Below are 23995 nucleotides of genomic sequence, written 5' to 3' on the forward strand. Positions count from 1 at the left end.
GGTCTCAGTCTTCGCCCAGCAACATGGCATCGATGCCGTCGCACAGACAATGGATGGTCAGCAAATGCACTTCCTGAATACGCGCGGTGCGATCGGACGGCACGCACACGTGGATATCGGTGTCGCTCAACACTTCCTGCATGCGTCCGCCGCCCTTGCCGGTCAGCGCGACGACGATCATTTCGCGCTCGTGCGCGGCCTCGATCGCGGCGAGCACGTTGGCGGAATTGCCCGACGTGGTGATCACCAGCAGTACGTCGCCCGGCTGACCGAGCGCCCAGACCTGCTTCGAGAAAATCTGTTCAAACGAATAGTCGTTGGCGATGGCTGTCAGCACCGACGTGTCGGTGCTCAGCGCGATCGCCGGCAAGCCTGGCCGCTCGCGCTCGAAGCGGCCGATCAGTTCGGCGGCGAAGTGTTGCGCGTCGGCCGCCGATCCGCCGTTGCCGCACGCAAGAATGCGATTGCCGTTGGCAAGTGCGGCGAACATCGTGTCGATCGCGACGGCGATCGGCATCGACAGGGTTTCGAGGGCTTCGAGTTTGACTGCCGCGCTGTCGCGGAAGTGTTGTTGAATACGTTCGACTGACATCGAGTCTCTATTTTCTACCGCGAGTAGACCGCAGTGCGCGGCCGTGTTGTGAAGTCGTATGGCGAAGTCGTGCCGCTCCGATAAACCCGGCCGGCAACGCAGTGCATGAATGCAAAACCATCGCGCATTGCGCCGCTTCGTGTGTTGCCGGCGTTATCCCGTGGCCTGCACGCGAGCGCAAGTTTATCGCACTCGCACGCGTTCTCCGCGCACGGCGTCAGACTTCGTCGGCACGAAACGCATCGCGCAACCACACGAGCCGGCCGGCTTCGAACGCGATCACGTCGAACCGGCAAGCGGGCTGAACGCGCCACTGCGAAGCGCGGGTCGCCAGATAGTGCTGCGCGGCGCGCACGATGCGCTGCTTCTTCTGCCAGCCGATACTCGCCGCCGCGCCGCCGTACCGGCGCTGCGCGCGAGCACGCACTTCGACGAACACCAGCGCGCCGTCACGCTCGCGCATCACGAGATCGATCTCGCCGCCACGGCACGACACATTGCGCTCGACGAACCCCAAACGCTGCCGTTGCAAAAACTCCTGCGCACGCGCCTCGAAAGCCGCGCCGACGAGTTTGGACCCGACGAGTCTCGAAAAGTTGTGCGCCGAGATGGATGCGCCGAGCGGCGCCGCCGGGTGCGCCGTCTCCCTGCCACCCGGCTCGCGCGGCACTGCGTGGCACAATGGCGGCCTCGTTCCGTCTGTTTGCGTCTTCTGCCTCATGACTCCTCTCTCCGAACTCGCGCAAGGGCAGCAGTACCCGACTGCCGCGCTGTATGTGGTGGCCACGCCGATCGGCAACATTGCCGACGTCACGCTGCGCGCGTTGCATGTGCTCGGACTGGTGGACCGCATTGCGGCTGAAGACACCCGCAACACCGGCCAACTGCTCGCGCGTTACGGCATCTCGAAGCCGCTCGTCGCGGTGCATCAGCACAACGAACGGGCCGCTGCACTGCGCCTGATCGAGCACCTGCAAGCGGGCGAGCGCGTGGCCTACGTGTCCGATGCGGGAACACCGGGCATCTCGGACCCCGGCGCAAAGCTCGTCGATGCGGTCCGTGAAGCCGGCTTTCCCGTCATTCCGTTGCCCGGCGCCAGCGCCCTCGCGACCGCATTGAGCGCGGCCGGCGACTGGGTTGCGACATTCTCGTTCCTTGGCTTCCTTCCGCCGAAAGCGAAAGCGCGCGCCGCCACGCTGCAGCCGCTCGCGAACCACCCTCACGCGATGGTGTTCTACGAAGCGCCGCACCGGATCGTCGAAACCGTGCAGGCACTGGCCGACGCATTCGGCGGCGAGCGCAAGCTGCTCATCGCACGGGAATTGACGAAGTTACACGAAGCGCTGCACCGCGGCACCCTGGCCGAAGGGCCAACGTGGCTTGCTGCCGATCCGAACCGGCAGCGCGGCGAATTCGTGCTGGTGGTGGAAGGTGCGCAACCGGAAACGGCCGGCGAACACGATCACGACGCGCTATTAGAGATTCTGCTGGAAGAATTGACGGTGAGCAGCGCCGCCAAAGTGGCCGCGGCTATCACCGGAGCGTCGCGCAACACGCTGTACACGCGCGCGCTGGCGCTGAAGAAGGACGAAGAACAAAGCTGACGGACAAACGAAAAAGGCCGCGCGATGCGGCCCTTCCTCTTCTCTGCAGACACGATGCGAGCGGCTGTCATGCCGCACGGCGATACGGAAAGCGCGCCTGAAACGCGCCCGCCGCCGCTACATTACTTCTGGGCGGTCGAATCCGAGTTCGACGCCAGCATTTCATCACGCGCAGCACGCGCTTCCTGCTGCGTCAGTCCCTCGATCTGGACACGCGCCGTACCGGCGTGGCGCATGTCAAGCACGGACGCGGCGGCCATGGACAGATCGATCACGCGGCCACGCGCATACGGGCCGCGGTCATTGATACGCACGACGACCGAGCGCGACGTGGCCGGATTGGTCACGCGCACATAGGAGCCGAGCGGCAACGTACGATGCGCCGCGGTCAGCGCGTGCATGTCGTAGCGTTCGCCATTGGCGGTGCGGCGGCCATGGAAGCCACGGCCGTACCACGAAGCGCGGCCGGTCTGATGAAAGTCCGAAATGCCCGAACCTTCATCCGTAAGAGGCTTTGCATCGGCCAGCGACGAGCCTTGTGCAGTCGCGTCTGAAGCCGGCGCGCTACCAAAAGCTTGCGGTCCGAAGGAGCCCGCCTGCGTCAATTTTGTGCTCTGCGGCACGCCGCTATCCGACGTGTTGCCTGCGCCCGGAGGCGTGGCGCAACCCGCCAGCACAAAAAAGGCAAAAAGAGTCCCCAGACCACGGGATAACCGAGTTTTCATAAGACGTGCAATCACATTGTCGAGCCGCATCACGCAAAAGTTGAGCGTGTTGCCTGCGACTCCGGCGGCAATGGACGACAACGCGCCGCGCAGTTGAGCGCAGTACGTCAAAGCCCGGATGCGGCTCATTCAGCCGCTACCGCACGGTTAATTTTCACGTCTGGCGCAACCTGTCCCCGGCAGCCTGACCAGACCCCACATGCCGCCATCGAACGTGGCAAACACGTTCTTGCGCGCGTAACTCAGCGCGCAGGAACGGCGGCGTAGGCCCCACCCAGCGTCACGGAAGTTAAGTCCGTAGCAGGCGCGCGGCGCCTGGCTGGGCAAGACGTGTGCATCGAATGCATCGATACCTGATGGCCGCCCGGAAGTGCGACAGCCCATACTTGAGTGGCGATCCGCGTGCCCATTTTTGATGGGGACGCATCGCCTTGTGGCAGCACAGTTCCCTGTGCATGGGGTCCATTATACCTAAAACAAAATTTCGGGATGACAAGCGATTGAAAACCTTGATGAATTTTCACGCCTGCTGCAAAAGTGAGCAGAGGAAAGCCCGCTGGGACGGGGCTTCAGCCCCTCGGTGAGCGCGGGCTAGACGCCGGTACAATCAACGTTTTTCCAGCGGCGCCGTCATCCATGAAAGTCACCTTGATCCCCGTCACGCCGTTCCAGCAAAACAGCTCGCTGCTCGTTTGTGAGGCAACCGGACGCGCGGCGGTCGTCGACCCGGGCGGCGACCTCGACATCATCCAGGGCGAAGTCGCGCGGCAGAACGTGACGGTCGAAAAAGTGTTCCTGACGCACGGCCACATCGATCACTGCGCGGGCGCAAAGACGCTGGCCGCGCACTATGGTGTACCGATCGAAGGCCCGCATCCAGACGAGCGCTTCTGGCTCGACAAGCTGCCGGATCAAAGCACACGCTTCGGCTTTCCCGCCGCCCAGGCGTTCGAACCGGACCTCTGGTTGCAGAACGGCGAAACCGTGCAGTTCGGCGAAGAAATCCTCGAGGTCTATCACTGTCCGGGCCACACGCCCGGCCATGTGGTGTTCTTCAGCCGCGCGCATCGGCTCGCGATGGTGGGCGACGTCCTGTTCGCCGGCTCGATTGGGCGCACGGATTTTCCGCGCGGCAACCACGCGGATCTGGTGCGCTCGATCCGCGAAAAACTCTGGCCGCTCGGCGACGACGTCACTTTCGTTCCGGGCCACGGGCCTACTTCGACGTTCGGCGCCGAACGCCGCACCAATCCGTATGTCGCCGATGGAGTCGAGGCATGAGCAGCGAAATCTATGTGAGCACCGACGTCGAAGCGGATGGCCCGATTCCCGGTCCGCACTCCATGCTCAGTTTCGCCTCCGCCGCCTACACGGAAGACAAGCGCCTGATCGCCACCTTCTCCGCGAATCTCGAACTGCTCGAGGGGGCCAAGCCGCATCCCGTTCAGGAAGCATGGTGGAAGACGCAACCCGAAGCATGGGAAGCCTGCCGCAAGGATTTGCAACCGCCTCTGGCCGCGTTGACGGCGTATGTCGAATGGGTCGAAGCGTTGCCGGGCAAGCCGGTGTTCGTCGCGATGCCGGCTGGTTTCGACTTCACTTATATGTTCTGGTACATGATGCGGTTTGTCGGCCGCTGTCCGTTTTCCTGGTCGGCGCTCGACATCAAGACCCTGGCCTTCGCGATGACCGGCCTGCCCTACCGCAAGAACATCAAGCCGCGCTTTCCGAAGCACTGGTTCGACGAACATCCGCATACGCACGTCGCGCTGGATGACGCGATCGAACAAGGCGCGCTTTTCTGCAACATGTTGAAGGATCTGCGCGCAAGTCAGGCGATCACGCTTGCGGCCGGCAAAGATGGGGACGACTCAGGACAAAATACTACTGAGGAACCGGCAAATTAGGTAATCTCCCTCGTCGAGGCCGTTTTACATTGCGTTTCGTTTTCGCCCCCTCTACCATGCGTTGATACGGCGACGCAAACGGAGGCGCAGTTGACACTCGATACGTTCTCTCAAAAAATCCTGCGCCTGCTGCAGCTCGACGCACGCCGCTCGGTGCAAGAGATTTCCGACCAGGTCGGCCTGTCGAGCACGCCATGCTGGCGGCGCATCAAGGACATGGAACAATCGGGCGTGATCCAGCGCTACACCGCCCTACTGGATCGGGAAAAGCTCGGGCTGCACGTCTGCGCCCTCGCGCATATTCACCTCACGCGCCACACCGAAGGCGGTGTCGAACAGTTCGAGCGCGAAATTGCTACCTGCCCGGAAGTCACCGAGTGCTACAGCACGACCGGCGAGTCCGATTACATTCTCAAGATCGTCGCACCGGACATCAAGGCGTACGACACCTTCCTGCACGAACGCATCTTCAAGATTCCGGCCGTCGCGCAGGTTCGCACGAGCGTCGTGCTACGCGAAATCAAATTCGATACGCAATTGCCGTTGTGAGGCGTTGACCATTCGACGCACGTCGTGAAGCCGCATGGTGGCGCGGCGCAAAAATCAGGTGGCGCTGTGCGGCTCCGTCGCTTTCGCATGATCAGTGGCCAAGCCAATGTTTGCCTCGATTGTCGGCGCGGTGTCGGCCGGCCAGGCGCCCAGTTCCTGTAATACGTCCAGTTTGCGAGCGCCCAGGCGCGCCTTGAGCGCGGCCAGGTCAAGCCGCCCCAGTCGTTGCGATTCGCTGCCCAGCGTGCGCGGCCCATCTGACAACACCACTTCGACATCGAGGCCCGTGCTCAGATAGTGGATGTTCACCGCCGCCGCCTTCATGCCGAGAGGCACCAGCGCCGCGCTCACTTCCGCGGTGACTCGCTCGCGGGTAGGCAAATCGACTGGCGGGTGCGCCACCGCATCGTTTTCGGGATCGACGTGAATCAATGCGTCGAGCACGCGGCTGTCCGTCAACACCCGCAGACGCGCCGACTCGGCGATGTAGTGTCCCTCTGACACGGAGATCAGCGGGTCGACCAGAATGTGCGCGTCGACGAGCGCGAAGTCGCCCATTTTGCGCGTGCGCAGTTCGTGCACGTCGCGCACGCCGGGTGTCGAGAGCAGCAACGTACGCATGTCCGCGGTAGCGGCGTCGTCGAGCGCGCGGTCGGAGAGGTCCTGTAGCGCGTCCCAGCCGAACATCCACCCCATGCGCGCCACCATGAAGCCGACGATCGCCGCGGCAATCGGGTCGAGCAGGCGCACGCCAGCGAGGCTGCCGACAATACCGATCGCGACCACCAGCGACGACGCCGCATCGGAACGCGCATGCCAGGCATTGGCGATCAACATGGCCGAACGCGCACGCTGCGCTTCGCGCAGCATGTAGCGAAACAGACTCTCTTTGGAAATCAGAACCAGCACCGCGACCGCGAGCGCGCTCATATGAACCGCGGGGATATTTTGCAGATCGGCGAGGCGCGTTCCGGCCCGCCACAACATACCGACGCCCACCGCGATCAGAAGTGCGCCCAGAAATAACGACGCGACGGTTTCATAGCGGCTATGCCCGTAATTGTGATCCGCGTCGGGTTTTGCCCCACTGTGCCGATTGGCGATCAACACCACAAAATCGGAAACCAGATCCGCGAGGGAATGGACACCGTCGGCGACCAATGCCTGAGAGTGGGCGAACACGCCGATGACGATTTGCAGCGTCATCAATACCGCATTAAGCGCAATACTGACAAATGTACTTTTGCGCGCAATGCGATGTTTTTCGGCGGACTGGGAAGCGGCGGCGGCAGGCATCTGAGAAGCGGACTGGAAAAGTTCAATCCCTGCATTCTACCCGGCACATCAGGAGACGCGTGGCAGACGCCCAAAAAATTCCTTTTAAATCAGCCGCTTATCTAAACGAAAAGCATTCGCGTTCAAGTTGCGCGGAGTACATGCGACAGCTACAAGGCATTTTGTCGCGGCAATAAAAAAACCGCGCCCTCGACGGTACGCGGTTCTCTCTTGCAACGTCAGACGCGATGGGCGCATCTGATTGAAGCCATTCGTATTAACTGATGGACAGAAGCCGGGCAAAAGCATTACCCGCTGCCCAAAGTATTTACTTCTCGATGAGAAACTTCTCGCGATCCAGACCTGCGATCCAGCGCGGCGGCTTACCGCGGCCGGACCACGTGCTGCCGCTATCCGGGTCGCGGTACTTCGGTGCGACACCTGCGCGCGGACGAGCGGCTTTAGCACCCTTGGCAGCACGACCGCCGCCGAGTTCGGTCAGAGAAATGCCGTAGTCGGCCATTTTCTGCTTGATCTCATTCAATACTTCCGCGTACTCGCGCGACTTCGCTTCTTCGATCTGCTTTTCGAGCTTCTCGCGCTGAGCGAGTAGTTCCTTGTAGGAAGACATAGGTTCCCTTGTGATTTGGATAAATGACTGCCGGTCTTAAGCCAGCTTGCCCTTTGAAGGTGATCATGCCTCGGAATTTGATAGCGAGATTAACACAAAATAGAAAGACTACAAAAGCGCGAGCGTTGAATTAATCCGAATTCGTTTCAAAAAATTTCCATCCACCACCGGATGTCCGCACTCCCTTTCAAATAGCTGATTTCGGATTTTGCTGAAAACTGCAGGCGGCATCGGTAATTATCAATTTAACTGTCACAAAATGAAAATTAAGATCGTCATTTTCCGACAACATTTCATGCGATGATAGCTTTCACATGAAACGTCGTAACATATTGCCGCACGCGTTCCGTGCGGTTATTACACACGGTCGTTTTCCCGCAAACGGTGCTAAAAACCTAATTAGCGTAGCGCTGCATGCAATCTTCGAGCGCCGCGCGCAAGTTCCCGGAATTGAGTTTCGCGTCGTCGAAAGCAAAACGGCTACGCACGCCGTTCATTTTCAGGTCCGCGCCATATCGGTCGACGCCGAGCAGTTGAAGTCCACTCGCGCGTCCAGAGTGACTGGCCAATTGTTCGATGAGCGTGTTCTCTTCATCGAAAGCAAGTGGCGGCAATGGATCGAGTTCGGCGCCGTCCAGCCACCCCATTGCGCCGAAACCGCCGATATAACGCAACCTTTCGAGCCGCATTGTCCAAAACGTAAAATCGCCGAGCACGAGATAGCGCTCTGCCTCCGGGTGGTAGCGCAGATAGCGCTGCACGACCTCAGGCGTCGAGTCGACCGGTTCGAAGGTGCCCAGCAACGTGACGCGTTGGCCGCTCAGTACGTCGCCGTCAGGTGCATCGACGGCGAGAAAGCCGGCGCGCGGGTCGGCGTGCAGGTTATGGGTGTGCTCGGCGAGTCGGCTCACCAGGATCGTCGGCCGATGGTGCGGGTCCGGTGCGAACGGCAGCATTGACGGATAAGGGAAGCCTTCCGGCTGGCGCGCGTGCGTGGCGAGCGTGCCGACGGCGGCCGTGTGCAGCAGATGCAGCGGAGCGTGAGCGGGAATGTTCAAGTGTGCGTTCCTGGATAGGACAGTGGCGAATCACAAAAAACCGGGGAGCGGCGCATTCGGCGCATTCGGCGCATTCGGCGCTTGTCGCGCCGAGGCCGCGACGCCCCAAACCGAACCGAACGGAGCGCGCCGGGCCGAGTTGAGCACGAACCAAACTCGAGCCGAGCCCTGCCGAACCATCGCAACTATGCGGATTCCACCTTCCAGCATAAAACAGCACGCTTCGTTAGAATCGGAATTTCGCTTTCAACGCGCTTTCTTCCGCGTTCCCTCCTCGAGATTTCCGTGTCAGACCGCTCTCCCGAAGTCACCGCCCTCCCCGCCGCTCACCGCGACCTGTCCGATACCGCACGGCAGCGCGCCCGCATCGCCACGATGGCGGTGTTCTTCATCGCCGGCATGATGTACGCGTCCTGGGGGGTCCACGTGCCGACGGTGCGCGACCGTTTCCATCTGAATGCGGCGATGCTCTCTTTCGCGCTGCTGGCCGTCGCCGGCGGCTCGATCGGCGCGATGGCGGCCAATGCTTCCTGGATTGCGCGCGTCGGCACGCGCCGCGCCTGCCTCACCGGCGGCCTCGTGATGGCCGTGTGCGCGGCGCTGATTCTGGTCGTGCCGACCTACTGGCTGCTGCTGGTCGTGCTGGCCACCTTCGGCGCGGGCATGGCCACACTCGACGTCGCGATGAACGCCGAAGCCAGCGCCGTCGAAAAAGCGCTCGGCAAGCCAATCATGTCGTCGTTGCACGGCATGTTCAGCGTCGGCGGGATGGCCGGTGCGGCGGTCGGCGGCGCGTTGCTGTCGCGCGGCATGGCGCCCGCGGTACATCTGGCGCTAGCCGCCGCGGTCAGTGCATTCGTTCTGATTGCCGCCTGTCCTTCCGTGCTGCCGCACGTGCCGCACGCCGACCATCCCGATTCCGCCACGCCGCGCGCCAACCGCTGGCGCTCGCCGGCATTGTGGGCGCTCGGCGCGATGGCGTTGGTCGCGCTGATCGCCGAAGGCGCGATGTACGACTGGGCCACCGTCTATATGCGCGATGTGGTGCTGGCCACGCCGGCGCTCGCGAGCGCGGCCTACGCGGCGTTTTCGGGCGGCATGGCGGCCGCGCGATTTGCCGGCGACGCGGTGCGCGCCCGCTTCGGCGCTCCGCAACTGGTGATGGCGAGCGCGACGCTCGCCTGCGTCGGGATGGTCGGCGCGCTGTTGCTGCCGAATGCGGTGGCGGCACTGATCGGTTTCACGCTGATGGGTCTCGGTCTGGCGAACATGATGCCTGTGCTGTTCGCTGCGGCTGCCAGCGTAAAAGGCATTCATGCGGCGGAGGGACTGGCGCATGTTGCCGGACTCGCGTACTTCGGGCTGCTGCTCGGTCCGGTGATCATCGGCGCGGTGACCCAGGTGAGCAGTTTGCCAATCGGCCTCTCGGTGGTCGCCATCTGTTCCGCCGCGATCGCAGTCGCGGGCCCGAAGGTGCTGCGGCGTTTGAAGATCTGACGCGAAGGCACGCCGTTGCCGCGTCTGTGCGTACGACGCCATACGAAGCGCGTGCGCCCTCACGTTACGTTACGCGCCGCACGAGCATGGCTGTGTTCCGGAACACGTCGATTGAACGAAGGCACTCCCGTCGTGGCGCGCGCGCCGCCAACACATTGATTCATATACGTTTACTTGTCGCATCCATCGTGCGAACAAAAATGGCATAGGCCTTGCAGTTAGCTCCCCAGGCAGTGTCCAAAACTACGGGGGAGTAGACCATGAATCGTAAATTCAAGCTGACGGCGATCGCCATGTGCGTCACGTCGATGATCATCCTGACGGGATGCGGAAGCACGTTGAACAGGCCGAGCGTGGCGGGTGGCGCAGGAAGCGGATCGGGTGGCGGTTCTGGCTCGGGTGGCGGGACGCCGACGCCCACACCAACGCCGACACCTACGCCAACGCCGACACCGACACCGACACCGACACCGACACCGACGCCAACGCCCACACCAACGCCGACGCCGACACCCACACCAACGCCGACCAGCGCCAACCCCATCGGCGTAGTCGTGCAAAACACCGGCAACGTGGTCACCGCCGCCGGCCAGACCGTCTCCGCTGTCGGCAGCCAGATCGGACTCACGCCGATTCCAGGCGCGAATCCGGCGACCACCACGGCGCTCGGCAACGTCGTGTCGAATCTCGGCAACGGCGTGACGACCGTCGGCACCGGCGTGGCGAGCGGCCTCGGCCAGCTTGGCAACTCCACCGATCCACTCGGCACGACGCTCGCCAGCAGTAGCAATCTGGTCCAAAACGCAGGCCAGGCCGTCAACAGCGCCGGCCAGCTCGTGACCAGCCTCGGCAGCGGCCCCACTGCACCGCTGAGCCCATTGACCACGCCGCTCGGCAGTACGGTCTCGACGCTCGGCAACGCGGTCACTGGCCTTGGCACCCAACTCGGCTCGCAACTGACGAACGGCCCGATCCAGCAAGTCACTCAAACGGTCTCCACCGCGATCACGCCGATCACGAGCACGCTCGCGCAGACGACCCAAACCGTCGGCGACACGACCGGCCTCGGTTCACCGCTGAACGGCCTGCTCTCGACGATCGGTCATGGACTCGACAGCGCCGGCGGCAAGCTCAGCAGCGCGACCGGCAATCCGATCGGCCAGAACCTCGGCAACGTCGTGACCAAGCTCGGCGATACGGTTACGTCCGCCGGCGGCCTGCTCACAGCGGGTGCCGCCGGCAGCGGCAATCCGCTCGGCGGCATCACCGGCATTCTGAACCCGGGCAGCGGCGGCGGCACGGGCTCGCCGCTCGCACCGCTGACCAGCATCCTCACCGCGCTGCCCGGCACCTTGAGCGGCGGCCTGACAGGCGGCAGCGGCACCGGCGGCCCGCTCGCGCCGTTGACCAATGTCGTCAGCACCTTGACCGGCAGCCTCAGCGGCACGGGCTCGGGCAGTCCGCTTGCGCCGCTCACCGGCGTCGTGAGTTCGGTCACCGGGGCATTGAGTGGCGCGACGAACAGCGGCAGCAATCCGCTCGCGCCGGTGACCTCGGCCGTGTCGTCGCTGACCGGCGCGCTAGGCTCGGCCACGGGGTCGGGTAGCAGCGGCACGGCCAACCCGCTTGCACCGATCACCGGTTTGTTGACCACGGTCACCGGTGCCTTGAGCGGCGCGACGACGTCCGCCGGCGGCACGACGGGCGGCGGTTTGCTCGGCGGCCTCGGCGCGCTGACGACGACCAGGAAGTGACGAACAAAGATAACGACAGCAAATAACGGCGCAAAAAAACAAGCGTCGAAGGGGGGCGGCGAGCCGGGTAACCGGCTCGCTGTTTTTTTATCCGCGCTTCTTGCCACCCGCATCACCCGCCGACCGCACCGTTTCAGACAGCGGCGCGCTATCACCCGCAAGTCACAGTTCGTGATACGTATCGTAGTGACGCGAGAAGTCGTTACTCCGGAGAAAGTTGGTGAACGTCATCGTCACCGACGCGTCGAGTCCTTCCACGTAATGCCACCAGCCAATCGGCAGAAACAGCAATTCGCCTGGCGCGAGCGTGCATTCGAGCAATTGCGCTTGCCGCATCGACGGGAAACTGTCGTAGTCGATCGCGCCGCCGTCCACTTGCGAATAGCAATGCAGATGGTTCGCCATATGAGGCGTGTCGGATAGCGGCACGAGTTTGATCCGTTTGCGGCCAATCACCTGCGCCATGAAGTTGTTGGTCAGATCATGGTGAAACGGTGTCCTGGTTCCTGCCGGTCCCATCCAGAAGAAGCCGGTATCGGGCGAAGCGGCGTCGAGATACTCGTCGATTGGCGGCACATCGGACCATAACGCCGCAAGCGCCGCGCGATTGTGCGAGGTGTTATTGGCGGTCATATAGAAATCGTTGGTCGGCCCGCTCTGCTCGACGAGATCCACATAATCGGCAAAGCGCATCATGCGCTTGAGCATGGGCTGATTGATTTCGTAATTCGCATCCGATTCGCGGCCGAACTGCACTTCCACTTCGCAATCGCCGCAACGCTCACGGAAGTAGTCCCAATGCCACCGCGAACGTGCGGGCCAGAAATCGAATGCGCCGGTGATGATGACCGGCCGGTTCTGAGAGTAGTACTGCTCAAAGAACGCGTCGCGCGATAAACGTTCGCGCCGCTCTATCAATCCGCTTGCCGTGCGCATGCGATTCAGCTCGCTGTACACCGACAATATCCATTCGCGCTTGCGCAAACGATTGCGCAAGCGCGTCGCACCATGAAAATAAGGACTCGCAAGTGCCGCTTTGATTTCTCGAGTGGCATCGGCCGCGTCGAAACCGTGGCCGACAAGCACGCCATGCAGCGCGGACGGCGGTGCGTCGAGCAGCAGATTCTCGGCAATCCAGCGGCGCCATGCGTCGTCGAAAGAGCGGGTCACGGTAGTCACGGCATGGTCTCCGAACAGTGCGGCTACACAAAAAATATCGGCTAAAAGAATCGGCTAAAAGAAAAGGCACGCGTACCTCGCGGCGCGCGTGCCTTTTTAATCATGCGACCGAAGACAGACCAACGCTGCCTTCGCTCACGCGATTTTTACATCTTCACTACGTCGAGCAGCGTCTTCTTGCCTGCCTTGTAGTTGTACAGCGAGATCACGCCGTGCTGAAGGTCGCCCTTCGAGTCGAACGTGGTTTCACCGATCACACCCTTGTAGTCCGTGCTCGGCATTGCTGCCAGGATCTTCGCCGGATCGGTCGAGTTAGCACGCTTCATAGCGTCGACGATGATGTACACAGCGTCATACGTGAACGGTGCGTAGATCTGGATCGGCTGACCGAAACGCTTCTGATACTTGGCGAGGAACGCCGAGCCGCCGGCCATCTTCTCGAGCGCCATACCGGCTTCCGAGCAGACGATGTTGTCGGTTGCGTCGCCAGCCAGGTCCGACAGCTTGTCGGTACACACGCCGTCGCCTGCCAGCACCTTCGCGCGCAGGCCGAGCTGCTTGGCTTGCTTGGCGAACGGGCCGCCGGTTGCGTCCATACCGCCGTACATGATCGCGTCCGGGTTTTCGCCCTTGATCTTCGTCAGAATCGCGCGGAAGTCGACAGCCTTGTCGTTTGTCGCGTCATGCGACATCACGTTCAGGCCCAGCGACTTGGCGGTCTTTTCGAATTCGTTTGCCAGACCCTGGCCGTAAGCGGTCGAGTCGTCGACGATCGCGACGCTCTTCACTTTCAGACCCTTCGCTGCGTAGTTAGCCAGTGCCGGACCTTGTTGTGCATCGGTCGCGACGACGCGGTACGTCGTCTTGAAACCTTGTTGCGTGTAGGCCGGGTTCGTTGCCGACGGCGAGATCTGCACGATGCCAGCATCGCTATAGATCTTCGAAGCCGGAATCGACGTGCCCGAGTTCAAGTGGCCAACCACTGCGACGACCTTGTCGTCGACCAGCTTCTGCGCGACTTGAGTTGCCGTGCGCGGGTCGGCTGCGTCGTCCTGTGCGTCCAGTTGCAGCGTGACCTTCTGGCCACCGATCGTCAGGCCCTTGGCGTTGATTTCTTCAACTGCCAGGCGCGCGCCGTTTTCGTTGTCTTTACCCAGGTGAGCGATACCGCCAGTCAGCGGTGCAACGTGACCGATCTTGACGACCGTGTCGGCTGCAGCCGTTGTTGCCAACGTAGCGAACAGCATCGCGGCAGCGCTGATCGGCAACAGCTTTTGAATCTTGATGTTCATGTAAGTCTCCAGTTTCGGTCCCAAAAACAACGTAATCGCCCTGTGCCCCCGCTTCCCCAACACGTGTCGCTCAGTCCCGTGGACGACCACGCCGGTTGCATCGTTCATGCACTTGGCCAGCACGCTCACCGGACTGTTTGTGGCAGGCGGCAAACCGTACTTGCGCGCAAGTGTAGGCCATCAAATTAATTTGTGGGGCTTTTTTGAGGAAGTGGGATGAACACTAATAGCGTTTATCCAACAGGGGCCGATTCCGGCTGGAAAGACTGACTCGAAAGCACCAGCCCATGCGGGTTTCCGCTATGTGAGGCTTCCGTCTAACAGCTTGGCCTAAAGGTTTTTGCGCGTTAAACCGTTAATCATGCGAATAGGCTTTTTGCCTAAAAAGGAGGCGCGCCGAAGGTGATGCCTGGCGCGCCTCGGTTACGTCTGAATCATGCTGAATCAGCGTTGGAGGGCGGCGATACGCGCCGTTGCTTCGCGCCATTCGCGTTCGAGCTGACTCATCAGTTCGGCCGCGCCGAGACCTTCGCGGCGAGCACGACCCAAGGGCGCACCCTGGCCCGACCACAGAGAAAGATAGTCGCCGTTTTCCGCGCGGCTCGCGGTTTGCCGCAGTTCCTGCGTCAACGCATTTTGCACGGGATACGGCGCGATCTTCTGCGGTGTCTCGCTCAAAAGCTGCATCAACGGATTGCGTATGCCGCGCGCATGGCGGCCGGTGATCGCGCGCGTGACCGAGGTCGATGTGTCGGACATGGACCGCACGCGGGTTTTCCATGCCTGCGGTATCGCACTTTCATGACAGGTGAGAAACGCGGTGCCCATTACCGCGGCTTGTGCGCCGAGCGCGAGGGCGGCGACGATGCCGCGTCCATCCATGATGCCGCCGGCGGCGAGCACCGGCAGGTCGGTTGCGTCGACGAGTTGCGGTACGAGCGCCATCGTACCGACCAGTGCGTCTTCGAATGCGCCGATAAACGTGCCGCGATGCGCGCCCGCTTCCGCGCCTTGCGCGGCAATCGCATCGGCGCCCACGTCGCGCCAGGCCAGCGCTTCGGCGACATGCGTCGCGGTGCCTATTACATATAGACCGTTGGCATGCAGCCGGGCGACGTCGGCGGCAGAGAGCAGTCCGAACGTGAAGCTCGCCAGCGGCACGCGCAATTCGATCAGCATCTCCAGTTGTGCGCGGAAGTCCGGCGCGTAGCGTGCGAGCGGCGCACCCGGCGGCAAACCGAGATCGTGACGCAGCGGGTCGATCGCTTCGAGCGCGGTACGCACAGTTGCATCGTCCGGCGTGGCCGGATCGAGCACGAACAGATTCACGCCGAACGGACGATTCGTCAGCGCGCGGATCGCCGCGACTTCGCTCGCGATCTTTTCGGGCGAGAGCGCCGCGCCCGCCAGAAAACCGAGACCGCCCGCGTTCGACACCACGGCGACCATGGCCGGCGTCGTCGCACCGCCCGCCATCGGCGCCTGCACGACTGGCACGCGCAACCCGAAACGTTCTGCAAACGGCGTCACAAAATTGACTTCACTCATGATGGATTCCTTTTCGGGCGATGCGCTCGCCACAGGGACGAGCCGATACGCTCGACTGTACCGAGGCGATCCGCGCCGGAGAAATGAATTATCGAGAACGTTTCAATCGCCTTACGAGATTTCCGCCGCACAGGCCTGCTCTGCAGCGCGTTTCTTTTGATGGCAAACTGACCGCCCCCGCTTCAGGTATTCAGGCCTCTGGCATTTATTCAGACCGACCTCGCACAGCCGCGCGAGTCAATGGAGAGCAACATGAGCACCACTTCCCGATGGATCGATATTCCCGCCGGTAACGACAGTTTTGGCGGCTACCTGGCGCTGCCCAAAGGCGGCAAGGGACCGGCCGTCATCATCATTCAGGAAATCTTCGGCGTGAACAGCCATATCCGTTCGGTAGCGGATCAGTATGCGCAAGACGGCTACGTCGCGCTCGCGCCGGACGTGTTCTGGCGCGTGCAGCCGCGCGTGGAATTGACGTATGAAGGTGCTGATCGCGAGAAGGGCATCGAGTTGATGCAAAAGACTAATGTCGATCAGGCCGTGGCCGATATCGGCGCCGCGGCCGCCGCGTTGCGCGCCATGCCGGAAGTGACCGGCAAGGTCGCGGCAATCGGCTATTGCTTCGGCGGCCGGCTCGCGTATCTGGCTGCGGCGCAAGGCACGCTCGACGCAGCGGTCGCCTACTACGGCGGCGGCATCCAGAACCAGCTGGAAGAAGCCGCGAAGATCAAGGTGCCGATGCAATTCCACTACGGCGAACTCGACGCGCATATCCCGCTCTCGGCTGTCGGTCAGATCCAGGAGCGCTTCGCCGGCCGCACGGACGCCGAATTCAACATCTATCCGAATGCCGATCACGGCTTCAACTGCTCGGACCGCGCCTCGTACAACCAGCGCGCCGCCGCGCTGGCGCATGGCCGCACGCTGACCTTCCTCGGCGAGCGTCTGTAACTCGCACTTCCCGTTGCCGCGCCCGTTTGTGCCGCTCGTCGCGCGGCCCATCCGCGCGCGGCAATTGCGCCTTTTTGCCGGTGCTTTTTATTTGCGTCAGTAACTCACGCGCGTAACTCAGTTACTCTCTCAAAGACGGCTTGTCACCGGCATGCCGTCTTCTTCCATGTCCAGCGATCAATCCGGGCGACGTGATCTCCTGCAAAATGGCGTATCGCGAGCATGGACCACCCGCCGACCCGACATTCGATTGCGAGGGCTCATCCGTCGTGCATTCAGACTATCTCGCCCATGACGCCACCGGCCTCGCCGAACTGATACGCAAGCGCGAGGCGAGCGCGCGCGAGTTGCTCGACGTTGCGATCTCGCGCACTGAAGCCGTCAATCCCGCGATCAATGCGATTGTCCTGAAGGACTACGATGCAGCGCGTCAGCGTGCGTCCCGCGACGATGCAAACCGGGCGAACGGCGCAAACGGTGCGGACAGCGTCAGCGCGCAATTAGCGCTGGCAGGCGTGCCCTATCTGATCAAGGATCTCGGCGCGCCGGTCGCCGGTCTGCGCATGGCGATGGGCAGCCGCCACTATCGCCATTTCATTCCTGCGCAAGACGCGCCCGTGGTCGCGCTCGCGAAAGCCGCCGGTCTCAATATCTTCGCCAAGACCAGCACGTCCGAACTCGGCCAGATGCCTTATACGGAGCCCGAACTGTTCGGCGCGTGCCGCAACCCATGGAATCTCGACCATACGCCGGGCGGCTCCAGCGGTGGCGCGGCGGCTGCGGTTGCCGCCGGCATCGTGCCGCTCGCGCATGCTTCGGACGGCGGTGGTTCGATCCGCATTCCGGCGTCATGCTGCGGACTCTTCGGCCTCAAACCTTCACGCGGACGCGTACCGCGCGCAACTGCGGCGGCAGCGGCCGGCGACCTCGGCGTCGATCATGCGGTGTCGCGCAGCGTGCGCGACAGTGCGTTGCTGCTCGATCTGATTGCGGGCAATGCCGACAGACCGCTCGGTGCGCCGGGCACGTTTTTGAGCGCGAGCCGCGAGCCGTGCAAGCCGCTGAACATTGCATACGTCACTGACCCGATGCTGGCGCCCGCCCTTTCCGCCGACGCGCGCGCCTCGCTCGAAGACGCCGCGCGACTCGCCAGTTCGCTCGGCCATAACATCGAACCGGTGTCGCTCGGCATCGACTTCGCGGCGGTTCGGCATGCATTCCTCACGCTCTGGTCCGTGACCGCGGAAGATCTCGTGCTGAATGCCGAGCGGATCAGCGGCCGCAAGCCGCTGCGCACGGAATTCGAAATTTCGACGTGGGCGATGGCGCACGTGGGCCGCAAACTCGGCGAACGCGGCCTGCCCGCCGCGCTCGAAGAACAGCGGCGCATCACCGAACGGCTCGCCGACCTGATGAATCGCTATGACGTGATTCTGTGCGCCACGCTGGCCTCGTCGCCGATCAAAATCGGCGAGATGCAGCCCACTGCTGCCGAACGCATGCAGATGCGCGCCGTCACCGCCATGCCGCTCGAAGCGCTAATGAAGAAGGTGCTGACGGAAGCATCGAACAAGGCATTCACCTGGGCGGGTTGCACCGAACTGTTCAATCTGAGTGGTCAGCCGGCGATGTCCGTACCGCTCTATTGGAATGCGCGCGGGCTGCCGATCGGTGTGCAATTCGCCGCGCGCGAGGGCGGCGAAACCACGCTGCTGCGTCTGGCCGCACAGCTCGAAACGGCGCGGCCTTGGTTCGACAGGCGGCCGCCTTTGATGCCCGCACGCAGTTGAACGAAGACGCGTCGCCGGCGGAGAAGCTGTTGGCGCGAAGTGTCGTTGAGGTTAGGCAGCAGGGGCCGATGCAGACCGAATCCGGGCCGCAGGTCAGGCCGGTTTGCGCTGCGCGTCGAGATCGGCGTGACGCTTGCCCGGAATGCAGGCGAGCGCGACGATCGAGAGCGCCAGTCCGCCCATTACGTAGTACGTCGGTGCGAGCGGCGAGCCGGTGGTGTTGATGAGCCACGTCACGATAAACGGCCCAAAGCCACCGAACACCATCACCGCGATGTTGTAGGCGAGCGATAAGCCGGTCGAGCGCACGTTCGCCGGAAACAGCTCCGCGATCAGCGCCCCGAACGGCCCGTAATAGCCGGACAGCGTAATCGACAGCAGCGCCTGCACGAGAATCAGTTTCGATACGCTCGGCTCCGCCGCGAGCCATGCGAACAGCGGATAAATGATCACGAGCGTGATGACCAGCGACCACAGCGACAGGCCCTTGCGCCCAATCCGGTCCGACCACGCGCCGGTCAGCGGCGAGAGCACCGTCAACAGCAGATTGCCGACGATCACCGCGGAAAAAGACTGTGCGTAGGGCAGTTTCAGTTGATTGACGGCGAAGGTGGGCAGATAGCTGATCAACACGTAGATCGTCACCGTGAGTGCGATCACGGAGCCGAGTCCGCAGAGCACGTCGCGGCTATGACCTCTGAAGACTTCGCCGAGCGTCGCGCGCCGCGCGGTTTTTTGCGCGAGCAGAAACGCTTCCGAATCAGCGAGGTTTCGGCGGATATAAAAACCGATCGGCCCGATGAATAAACCCAGGATGAACGGCACGCGCCAGCCCCAGGATTTCAACGCCTCGGGCGACAGCCCGCGCGTGATCAGGGCGCCTACCAGCGCGCCAAGCAGCAGCGCCGCCGCCTGACTTGCCATTTGCCAGCTGCCGTAAAAGCCGCGCTTCGAGAACGGTGCCGCTTCGATCAGCAATGCCGTCGAACTGCCGAATTCACCGCCGGCGGAGAAGCCTTGCAACATGCGTCCGCCTACGATCATCAACGGTGCGCCAATGCCGATTGCGGAATACGGTGGCGCGATCGCGAGCACCAGAATGCCGAGCGTCATCAGCGCGATGACGAGCGATAACGCCGCTTTGCGTCCCGCGCGATCTGCGTAGAGTCCGAGCACGATGCCGCCGATCGGCCGCATGACGAACGCGACGCCGAACGTCGCGGTGGTGAGCAGCAACGACGCGTAATCGTTGCCGTCCGGGAAGAACAATGGGGCGATCACCACCGTCAGAAAACCGAACACGGTGAAGTCGTACCACTCGAGCGCATTGCCGATCACAGCCGCGACGACGGCCCGCGTATGAAGGCTCCTTGACGCTGGTGTCATTCGAATCTCCAGCCTGCGAAAAGTATCCCGTAGTGCGTCGTTTTAGTGCAATGGCATGAAAGTGCGAGCAAGAAAGGGGCCGCGAGCCGCTGAGGTCGCATTGGAGTGTAAAGAGCGCACAAGCTGTTTTCAAGCAGCAAAAAGGCGTCTGCCGCGCGGGACGGCAGACGCCTGCATGATTCGACCGTAGTGGCGCGCCGCCATGTTGCGGCGCGTTTTGCGCGACACCTTTGGTGTGCGCGGCTGACGGGTAATCAGGCCTTCTTGTTATATGCGCTGCACCAACCTTTGCTCGCGACCTGCTTGCCGGCGAACATCGGGCACGGGCCGTACTCGTCAGTCGCCTTGGCCTGGTAGAAGCTGCAGTTGCCGCAGTCCTGGCCGGGTGCGTACTTGGCGAATTTCGCTTTGTCGACTTTACTCGCGTCTGCCTTGTAGCCGAGTGCTTGCGCAGTCGGATCGCTTTCGGAGACTTTCGGTGCATCGGCGAAAGCCTGCCGCGACAGCGCCAAGGTGGATGCCACACCAATGCTGGTGATCAAAAACGTACGACGGGAAGATTTCATGGGGACTCACTCCATTTATATTGAACTGATCGCCGTTCTGATGACAGCGGTCCCCAAGGATATCAATGAAGCCGCCGCGCGTGACGACTCAAATGATAGAGATAACCGAATTGGTACGACTGCGCGCCTAAGTGTCGCGTGCGAGGGGAACGGCTCGCGCGCGAGTCGAGCGCCCGCCGTGAGCTTGCGGTTAGTTCGCAGCGGCGAACCCCGGCTGTGTGCGCACGGTTAGTCCGCAGCGAACTCGCAGGGATGCGCAACACGCGCGACCCGGTGTGAATTACCCGCGTCCGCTCAACTCGCACACCCGCTGCGCGATGGCGAGCGAGGCCGTCAATCCCGGCGACTCGATGCCGAACAGATTGACCAGCCCACGCACGCCGTGCGCGGCCGGCCCCTGGATCACAAAGTCGGCAGCGGGTTCGCCGGGGCCCGAAAGCTTCGGACGAATCCCCGCATACGCGGGCTGCAATGCGTTGTCCGGAAGCGCGGGCCAATAGGCGCGAATCGCCGCGTAGAACGATTCCGCGCGACGCGGATCGACGTCGTAATTGATCGTATCCACCCATTCGACGTCGGGACCGAAACGCGCCTGGCCGCCCAGATCGATGGTCAGATGCACGCCAAGACCGGCCTCGTTCGGCATCGGATAAATCAAACGGCTGAATGGCGCGCGCCCGGAGATGCTGAAGTAGTTACCGCGCGCGAGATAGAGCGGCGGCACATGCCGCGCATCGAGTCCGCGAATCTTGCGGGCTAGTGCATTCGCCTGCAAACCAGCACTGTTGATCACGCAGGCGGCGCTGATCGTGGCCGGCGCGTCGCCGCCTACTTTGATGATGAAGCGGCCGTTGTTCGCTTCGATTGCCTGCACTGGCGCGTGAAACGCGCACACTGCGCCATCGCGTTCGGCGTCGCCTTGCAGGGCCAACATGAACTGATGACTGTCGACAATACCCGTTTGCGGCGAGAACACCGCTTCGACACATTCGAGTGCGGGTTCGAGCGCTTGCGCCTGGTCGCCGGTGATTCGCATCAGGTCGAGCACGCCGTTATCACGGCCTTTGGCCATGATGCTTTCGAGCTGAGGAATCTGGTTGCGCGAAGTGGCGACCAGTAATTTGCCGCAGCGCGAATGCGGCACCTTGCGCTCGACGCAGTAGTCGTAAAGCATCTCGCGGCCGCGCACGCAAAGCGCGGCTTTGAGCGAGCCGCGCGGGTAGTAGATGCCCGCGTGAATCACCTCGCTATTGCGCGAGCTGGTGCCCACGCCGATCGCCTCCGCCGCTTCCAGCACGATCACCTCGCGCCCGCGCGCCGCCAGTGCGCGCGCCACCGCAAGACCGACCACGCCTGCGCCGATCACTACACATTCGATTTGGTCCATGTCCCTTGACGCGGCCAACTTCGCCGCGCGCTGCCTCGCTCGCCCGATCAAGATGAAGACAGGATGCGGCTGACGCGTGCGCAACACCGCGCGCTGTCGAACGCTCCTGTCCATTCGCAACCGCTACGCCAGAGTGTGCAACGCCGTACAGACAGAAATGCCCGCAGTCGGCAACCACTGCGGGCACTCGGTCTTGCGCAGATCCTACACGTAACGGCCGGACTAAATCAGTGTACGCCGTCGAAGGTGACAACGCTCGCCTGTTGCCAGGTCATTCGCAGCAATAATTGCCACGGCATTCACTCCATTTTCGGTACGGACTTCCGTTCTGGCTGTGAAAAAAACTCGAAGAGGCGCGTTTTTCCACCAGAAAGCGGCAAAAACCTCAAAAACCAATCGGTTTTCGTCGATTTCCGTAATCCAGGCGAATGTCGCCGGCCTCAATCCGGTCGCGCCCGTCAATGCGCGCCGCGCCGAAGCCGTTGAGAATCGCCCGGCGCATTTCACGCGGCGACGCGCGCATCAGCGCATCGAGCGCGGCGTCGCCGAGCACGTCGGGAAAGCGCAGGCCCCAGTTGTGCGCCGAGCGGATCTCGTCGTAGATCGCCTGGGCGATGCGGCGCGCACCGTCATGATCCGGCGGAGGGATTTCATACACGTTCATCCGGTTCAGGATCGGCTCGGGAATCGAGCGCTCGTCGTTCGCGGTCGCAATCCAGATCACATGCCCGGCATTGATCGGAATCTCGGCGAATTCGTCGATAAAGGTCTGCGCCGTATCGTGCTCGAGCAGCGCATACAACGCGCCGAGTGGATCGTATTGCGAATCGCCGGTCGCCTTGTCGATTTCGTCGACGGCGATCACGGGGTTCGCGTAGCTGCCGTTCACGAGCGCATCGAACACCTTGCCCGGCTTCGCGTTCTTCCATTGCGAAGACGCGCCCGACAGAATCCAGCCCGCCGTCAGCGAACTCATCGCCACATATTGATACGCGGTGCCGAGCAGGCGCGCCAACTGCTTCGCGAAGTGAGTCTTGCCGATGCCGGGATCGCCGAGCAGCAGAATCGGCATCAGTTCGAGGCGGTCTTCGGTTTCCAGACACAAGGCGACCTGTTTGCGGATGTCGTCGAGCGGTGCTGAAAAGTTGGGCAGCGCGTCGATCAGATCGTCGATCGACGGCATGCGGTTCGGCTTCACGCAAAAACGCAGATTGCCGGTTTTCAGCATCTTTTCGTATGTCGCGCGCAATGCCTCGTTCGCGCCGTCACCGAGATCGTTCAGCGCGGTCTCGACCTGATCGAGGTCGTACACCCGACTGAAAGACGCCACGGCGATTTCCTGTTTGACCATTGCTGTTGTCATCGCTCACCCCGTCTGGCTGGTCCTGCTGCTGCGGCCCCTTGTATGGCGCCGTTTCAAGTCCAGTGTAGCGAGGACATATTCACGTGCAAGCCAGCAGTCGTGCCGCTCTGCTGCTAACAGCGGGTTGTTTTTGGCGATTCCCAACCCTATCTGAAATGGATTGTTGCTGAACCCGGCCCCGTTTGAAGTGTCAGAAAGGCGTTGCGCCCATCAGGCGTAAGATGGCCCTCTGACCATGCCGCCGGATCCGGTGACCGGAGACTTTTTCTATGTGGAAAACCAGTATCGTGGCTGTGTTGCTCGGCACTTCGTTGCTTGCTAATGCACAACAACCCGCACAACAACCCGCACAACAAAAAAGCGCACAACAAAGCCCGCAACCAGCCACGCAACAGAGCGCACCACAGAGCGCACAGCAACGGCCGGCGCAGCAGGTCGTGCAATGGCAATTGCAGGTCATGCGCGACGGCCAGCAGATCGACACGTTCGACGGCACCACCACCGTCGGCCAGGCGCGTACGGACACGCATCACAAGATGGTGCAACACAACGTCGGCTGTAAAGATCAGCCCGGCGGTAGTATCGATCTGGCGCGTACGTTGACCGTCTCGCCGCTGCAGGCAGATGCGAGCGGCGTCACGTTGTCGATCGAAGCACAGGAAACGTTCGAGGAAAACGCCGCGCGACAAACGGACACCGGCTGCAAGCTGCCGCCGCAACCGCGCCAGGTGAGCGCGAGCCATCCCGGTCTGAAGGTGACGCCGGGGCAATGGGCCAGCTGGACGATCGTCGACAAGGATCCGAACCTGGTCTACCGCGTGCGTGCAAGTCTCGCGGAGAGCACCAGCACGGCAAACTGATCAAACCGATGCAAAGCACACGCAAGAGAACACGCAAGCAGCGCGCGACTAACCGACGCCCCCAAACAGAACACGTGGACA

At 62.3% G+C, this 23995-nt stretch carries 22 protein-coding genes; 9 read left to right on the forward strand and 13 right to left on the reverse strand.

Translation table 11 applies throughout. The features are described from left to right. Positions 1-4: 4 nt before the first annotated feature. Complete coding sequence (locus tag AC57B1_RS03100) at positions 5-592, reverse strand: phosphoheptose isomerase (RefSeq protein WP_496416537.1); 588 nt, start codon at positions 590-592, stop codon at positions 5-7. 217 nt (positions 593-809) lie between these two features. Then, positions 810-1274 carry a YraN family protein gene (locus AC57B1_RS03105; protein WP_496416538.1) on the reverse strand — a complete coding sequence of 155 codons (465 nt, stop codon included), beginning with the start codon at positions 1272-1274 and terminating at the stop codon, positions 810-812. 37 nt (positions 1275-1311) lie between these two features. Between AC57B1_RS03105 and rsmI the strand changes: the two genes are divergently transcribed. Beyond that, the gene (rsmI, locus tag AC57B1_RS03110; protein WP_091797120.1) at positions 1312-2196 is read left to right on the forward strand and encodes a 16S rRNA (cytidine(1402)-2'-O)-methyltransferase; all 885 of its coding nucleotides are present in this window, start codon (positions 1312-1314) and stop codon (positions 2194-2196) included. A 122-nt stretch (positions 2197-2318) separates the two neighbouring features. On the opposite strand, the gene AC57B1_RS03115 is transcribed toward rsmI, so the two are convergent. Beyond that, positions 2319-2921, reverse strand: a complete 603-nt coding sequence (locus AC57B1_RS03115) for a septal ring lytic transglycosylase RlpA family protein (RefSeq protein ID WP_408298617.1) — start codon at positions 2919-2921, stop codon at positions 2319-2321. Positions 2922-3557: 636 nt separating this feature from the next. Between AC57B1_RS03115 and AC57B1_RS03120 the strand changes: the two genes are divergently transcribed. The 3 genes from AC57B1_RS03120 (at position 3558) to AC57B1_RS03130 (ending at position 5377) form a co-directional block, all read left to right on the forward strand. After that, positions 3558-4202 carry an MBL fold metallo-hydrolase gene (locus AC57B1_RS03120; RefSeq protein ID WP_496416539.1) on the forward strand — a complete coding sequence of 215 codons (645 nt, stop codon included), beginning with the start codon at positions 3558-3560 and terminating at the stop codon, positions 4200-4202. Next, positions 4199-4828, forward strand: coding sequence for a 3'-5' exonuclease family protein (locus tag AC57B1_RS03125; protein WP_496416540.1), 630 nt, complete (start codon positions 4199-4201; stop codon positions 4826-4828). Before AC57B1_RS03120 ends, AC57B1_RS03125 begins: the two co-directional genes overlap by 4 nt. A 90-nt stretch (positions 4829-4918) precedes the next feature. After that, positions 4919-5377, forward strand: coding sequence for an Lrp/AsnC family transcriptional regulator (locus tag AC57B1_RS03130; protein ID WP_006050474.1), 459 nt, complete (start codon positions 4919-4921; stop codon positions 5375-5377). Positions 5378-5431: 54 nt separating this feature from the next. On the opposite strand, the gene AC57B1_RS03135 is transcribed toward AC57B1_RS03130, so the two are convergent. The 3 genes from AC57B1_RS03135 to AC57B1_RS03145 form a co-directional block, all read right to left on the reverse strand. After that, entirely contained in the window at positions 5432-6673 is a 1242-nt protein-coding gene (locus tag AC57B1_RS03135; RefSeq protein WP_496416541.1) for a cation diffusion facilitator family transporter, read from the reverse strand. Positions 6674-6980: 307 nt separating this feature from the next. Then, positions 6981-7283 carry an H-NS histone family protein gene (locus AC57B1_RS03140; protein WP_091797130.1) on the reverse strand — a complete coding sequence of 101 codons (303 nt, stop codon included), beginning with the start codon at positions 7281-7283 and terminating at the stop codon, positions 6981-6983. Between the two features lie 395 nt (positions 7284-7678). Then, a complete protein-coding gene (locus AC57B1_RS03145) occupies positions 7679-8341 on the reverse strand; it encodes a HugZ family pyridoxamine 5'-phosphate oxidase (protein WP_496416542.1) in 663 nt (220 codons plus the stop codon). A gap of 285 nt (positions 8342-8626) precedes the next feature. Between AC57B1_RS03145 and AC57B1_RS03150 the strand changes: the two genes are divergently transcribed. Both AC57B1_RS03150 and AC57B1_RS03155 read left to right on the forward strand, forming a co-directional pair. After that, entirely contained in the window at positions 8627-9838 is a 1212-nt protein-coding gene (locus tag AC57B1_RS03150; RefSeq protein ID WP_091797135.1) for an MFS transporter, read from the forward strand. A gap of 260 nt (positions 9839-10098) precedes the next feature. Continuing rightward, entirely contained in the window at positions 10099-11592 is a 1494-nt protein-coding gene (locus AC57B1_RS03155) for a collagen-like triple helix repeat-containing protein (RefSeq protein ID WP_496416543.1), read from the forward strand. A 162-nt stretch (positions 11593-11754) separates the two neighbouring features. Here the strand turns inward: AC57B1_RS03155 and AC57B1_RS03160 are convergent, their stop codons facing one another. From AC57B1_RS03160 to AC57B1_RS03170, 3 genes are all read right to left on the reverse strand, one after another. Then, the gene (locus tag AC57B1_RS03160; protein WP_496416544.1) at positions 11755-12771 is read right to left on the reverse strand and encodes a cupin-like domain-containing protein; all 1017 of its coding nucleotides are present in this window, start codon (positions 12769-12771) and stop codon (positions 11755-11757) included. Positions 12772-12917: 146 nt separating this feature from the next. Next, complete coding sequence (locus AC57B1_RS03165) at positions 12918-14063, reverse strand: branched-chain amino acid ABC transporter substrate-binding protein (protein WP_408343758.1); 1146 nt, start codon at positions 14061-14063, stop codon at positions 12918-12920. Positions 14064-14507: 444 nt separating this feature from the next. After that, positions 14508-15611, reverse strand: a complete 1104-nt coding sequence (locus AC57B1_RS03170) for an NAD(P)H-dependent flavin oxidoreductase (protein WP_496416545.1) — start codon at positions 15609-15611, stop codon at positions 14508-14510. 252 nt (positions 15612-15863) lie between these two features. Here AC57B1_RS03170 and AC57B1_RS03175 point away from each other — a divergent pair, with 252 nt between their 5' ends. Continuing rightward, a complete protein-coding gene (locus AC57B1_RS03175; RefSeq protein WP_408187046.1) occupies positions 15864-16562 on the forward strand; it encodes a dienelactone hydrolase family protein in 699 nt (232 codons plus the stop codon). Between the two features lie 269 nt (positions 16563-16831). After that, positions 16832-18352 carry an amidase gene (locus AC57B1_RS03180; RefSeq protein ID WP_496416546.1) on the forward strand — a complete coding sequence of 507 codons (1521 nt, stop codon included), beginning with the start codon at positions 16832-16834 and terminating at the stop codon, positions 18350-18352. Between the two features lie 93 nt (positions 18353-18445). Here AC57B1_RS03180 and AC57B1_RS03185 read toward each other — a convergent pair whose 3' ends face one another. The 4 genes from AC57B1_RS03185 to AC57B1_RS03200 form a co-directional block, all read right to left on the reverse strand. Further along, positions 18446-19738, reverse strand: coding sequence for an MFS transporter (locus AC57B1_RS03185; protein ID WP_496416547.1), 1293 nt, complete (start codon positions 19736-19738; stop codon positions 18446-18448). A 254-nt stretch (positions 19739-19992) separates the two neighbouring features. Continuing rightward, positions 19993-20304: a high-potential iron-sulfur protein gene (locus tag AC57B1_RS03190; RefSeq protein ID WP_091797150.1), complete on the reverse strand. Its 312-nt coding sequence runs from the start codon at positions 20302-20304 to the stop codon at positions 19993-19995. Between the two features lie 280 nt (positions 20305-20584). After that, positions 20585-21691 carry an NAD(P)/FAD-dependent oxidoreductase gene (locus AC57B1_RS03195; RefSeq protein ID WP_408343764.1) on the reverse strand — a complete coding sequence of 369 codons (1107 nt, stop codon included), beginning with the start codon at positions 21689-21691 and terminating at the stop codon, positions 20585-20587. Between the two features lie 385 nt (positions 21692-22076). Next, complete coding sequence (locus AC57B1_RS03200) at positions 22077-23054, reverse strand: AAA family ATPase (RefSeq protein WP_091797152.1); 978 nt, start codon at positions 23052-23054, stop codon at positions 22077-22079. A gap of 269 nt (positions 23055-23323) precedes the next feature. Here AC57B1_RS03200 and AC57B1_RS03205 point away from each other — a divergent pair, with 269 nt between their 5' ends. Continuing rightward, positions 23324-23914 carry a hypothetical protein gene (locus tag AC57B1_RS03205; RefSeq protein ID WP_496416548.1) on the forward strand — a complete coding sequence of 197 codons (591 nt, stop codon included), beginning with the start codon at positions 23324-23326 and terminating at the stop codon, positions 23912-23914. Positions 23915-23995: the final 81 nt, after the last annotated feature.

It is taken from the genome of Paraburkholderia sp. BGA-UO-ETr-F21 (assembly GCF_059567925.1).

What these genes read in the sequence shown, in the direction of transcription:
- AC57B1_RS03100 (WP_496416537.1), bottom strand. Translation starts at nt 592, where the DNA reads ATGTCAGTCGAACGTATTCAACAACACTTCCGCGACAGCGCGGCAGTC.
- rsmI (WP_091797120.1), top strand. Translation starts at nt 1,312, where the DNA reads ATGACTCCTCTCTCCGAACTCGCGCAAGGGCAGCAGTACCCGACTGCC.
- AC57B1_RS03115 (WP_408298617.1), bottom strand. Translation starts at nt 2,921, where the DNA reads ATGAAAACTCGGTTATCCCGTGGTCTGGGGACTCTTTTTGCCTTTTTT.
- AC57B1_RS03120 (WP_496416539.1), top strand. Translation starts at nt 3,558, where the DNA reads ATGAAAGTCACCTTGATCCCCGTCACGCCGTTCCAGCAAAACAGCTCG.
- AC57B1_RS03125 (WP_496416540.1), top strand. Translation starts at nt 4,199, where the DNA reads ATGAGCAGCGAAATCTATGTGAGCACCGACGTCGAAGCGGATGGCCCG.
- AC57B1_RS03135 (WP_496416541.1), bottom strand. Translation starts at nt 6,673, where the DNA reads ATGCCTGCCGCCGCCGCTTCCCAGTCCGCCGAAAAACATCGCATTGCG.
- AC57B1_RS03140 (WP_091797130.1), bottom strand. Translation starts at nt 7,283, where the DNA reads ATGTCTTCCTACAAGGAACTACTCGCTCAGCGCGAGAAGCTCGAAAAG.
- AC57B1_RS03155 (WP_496416543.1), top strand. Translation starts at nt 10,099, where the DNA reads ATGAATCGTAAATTCAAGCTGACGGCGATCGCCATGTGCGTCACGTCG.
- AC57B1_RS03165 (WP_408343758.1), bottom strand. Translation starts at nt 14,063, where the DNA reads ATGAACATCAAGATTCAAAAGCTGTTGCCGATCAGCGCTGCCGCGATG.
- AC57B1_RS03170 (WP_496416545.1), bottom strand. Translation starts at nt 15,611, where the DNA reads ATGAGTGAAGTCAATTTTGTGACGCCGTTTGCAGAACGTTTCGGGTTG.
- AC57B1_RS03175 (WP_408187046.1), top strand. Translation starts at nt 15,864, where the DNA reads ATGAGCACCACTTCCCGATGGATCGATATTCCCGCCGGTAACGACAGT.
- AC57B1_RS03185 (WP_496416547.1), bottom strand. Translation starts at nt 19,738, where the DNA reads ATGACACCAGCGTCAAGGAGCCTTCATACGCGGGCCGTCGTCGCGGCT.
- AC57B1_RS03190 (WP_091797150.1), bottom strand. Translation starts at nt 20,304, where the DNA reads ATGAAATCTTCCCGTCGTACGTTTTTGATCACCAGCATTGGTGTGGCA.
- AC57B1_RS03195 (WP_408343764.1), bottom strand. Translation starts at nt 21,691, where the DNA reads ATGGACCAAATCGAATGTGTAGTGATCGGCGCAGGCGTGGTCGGTCTT.
- AC57B1_RS03200 (WP_091797152.1), bottom strand. Translation starts at nt 23,054, where the DNA reads ATGACAACAGCAATGGTCAAACAGGAAATCGCCGTGGCGTCTTTCAGT.
- AC57B1_RS03205 (WP_496416548.1), top strand. Translation starts at nt 23,324, where the DNA reads ATGTGGAAAACCAGTATCGTGGCTGTGTTGCTCGGCACTTCGTTGCTT.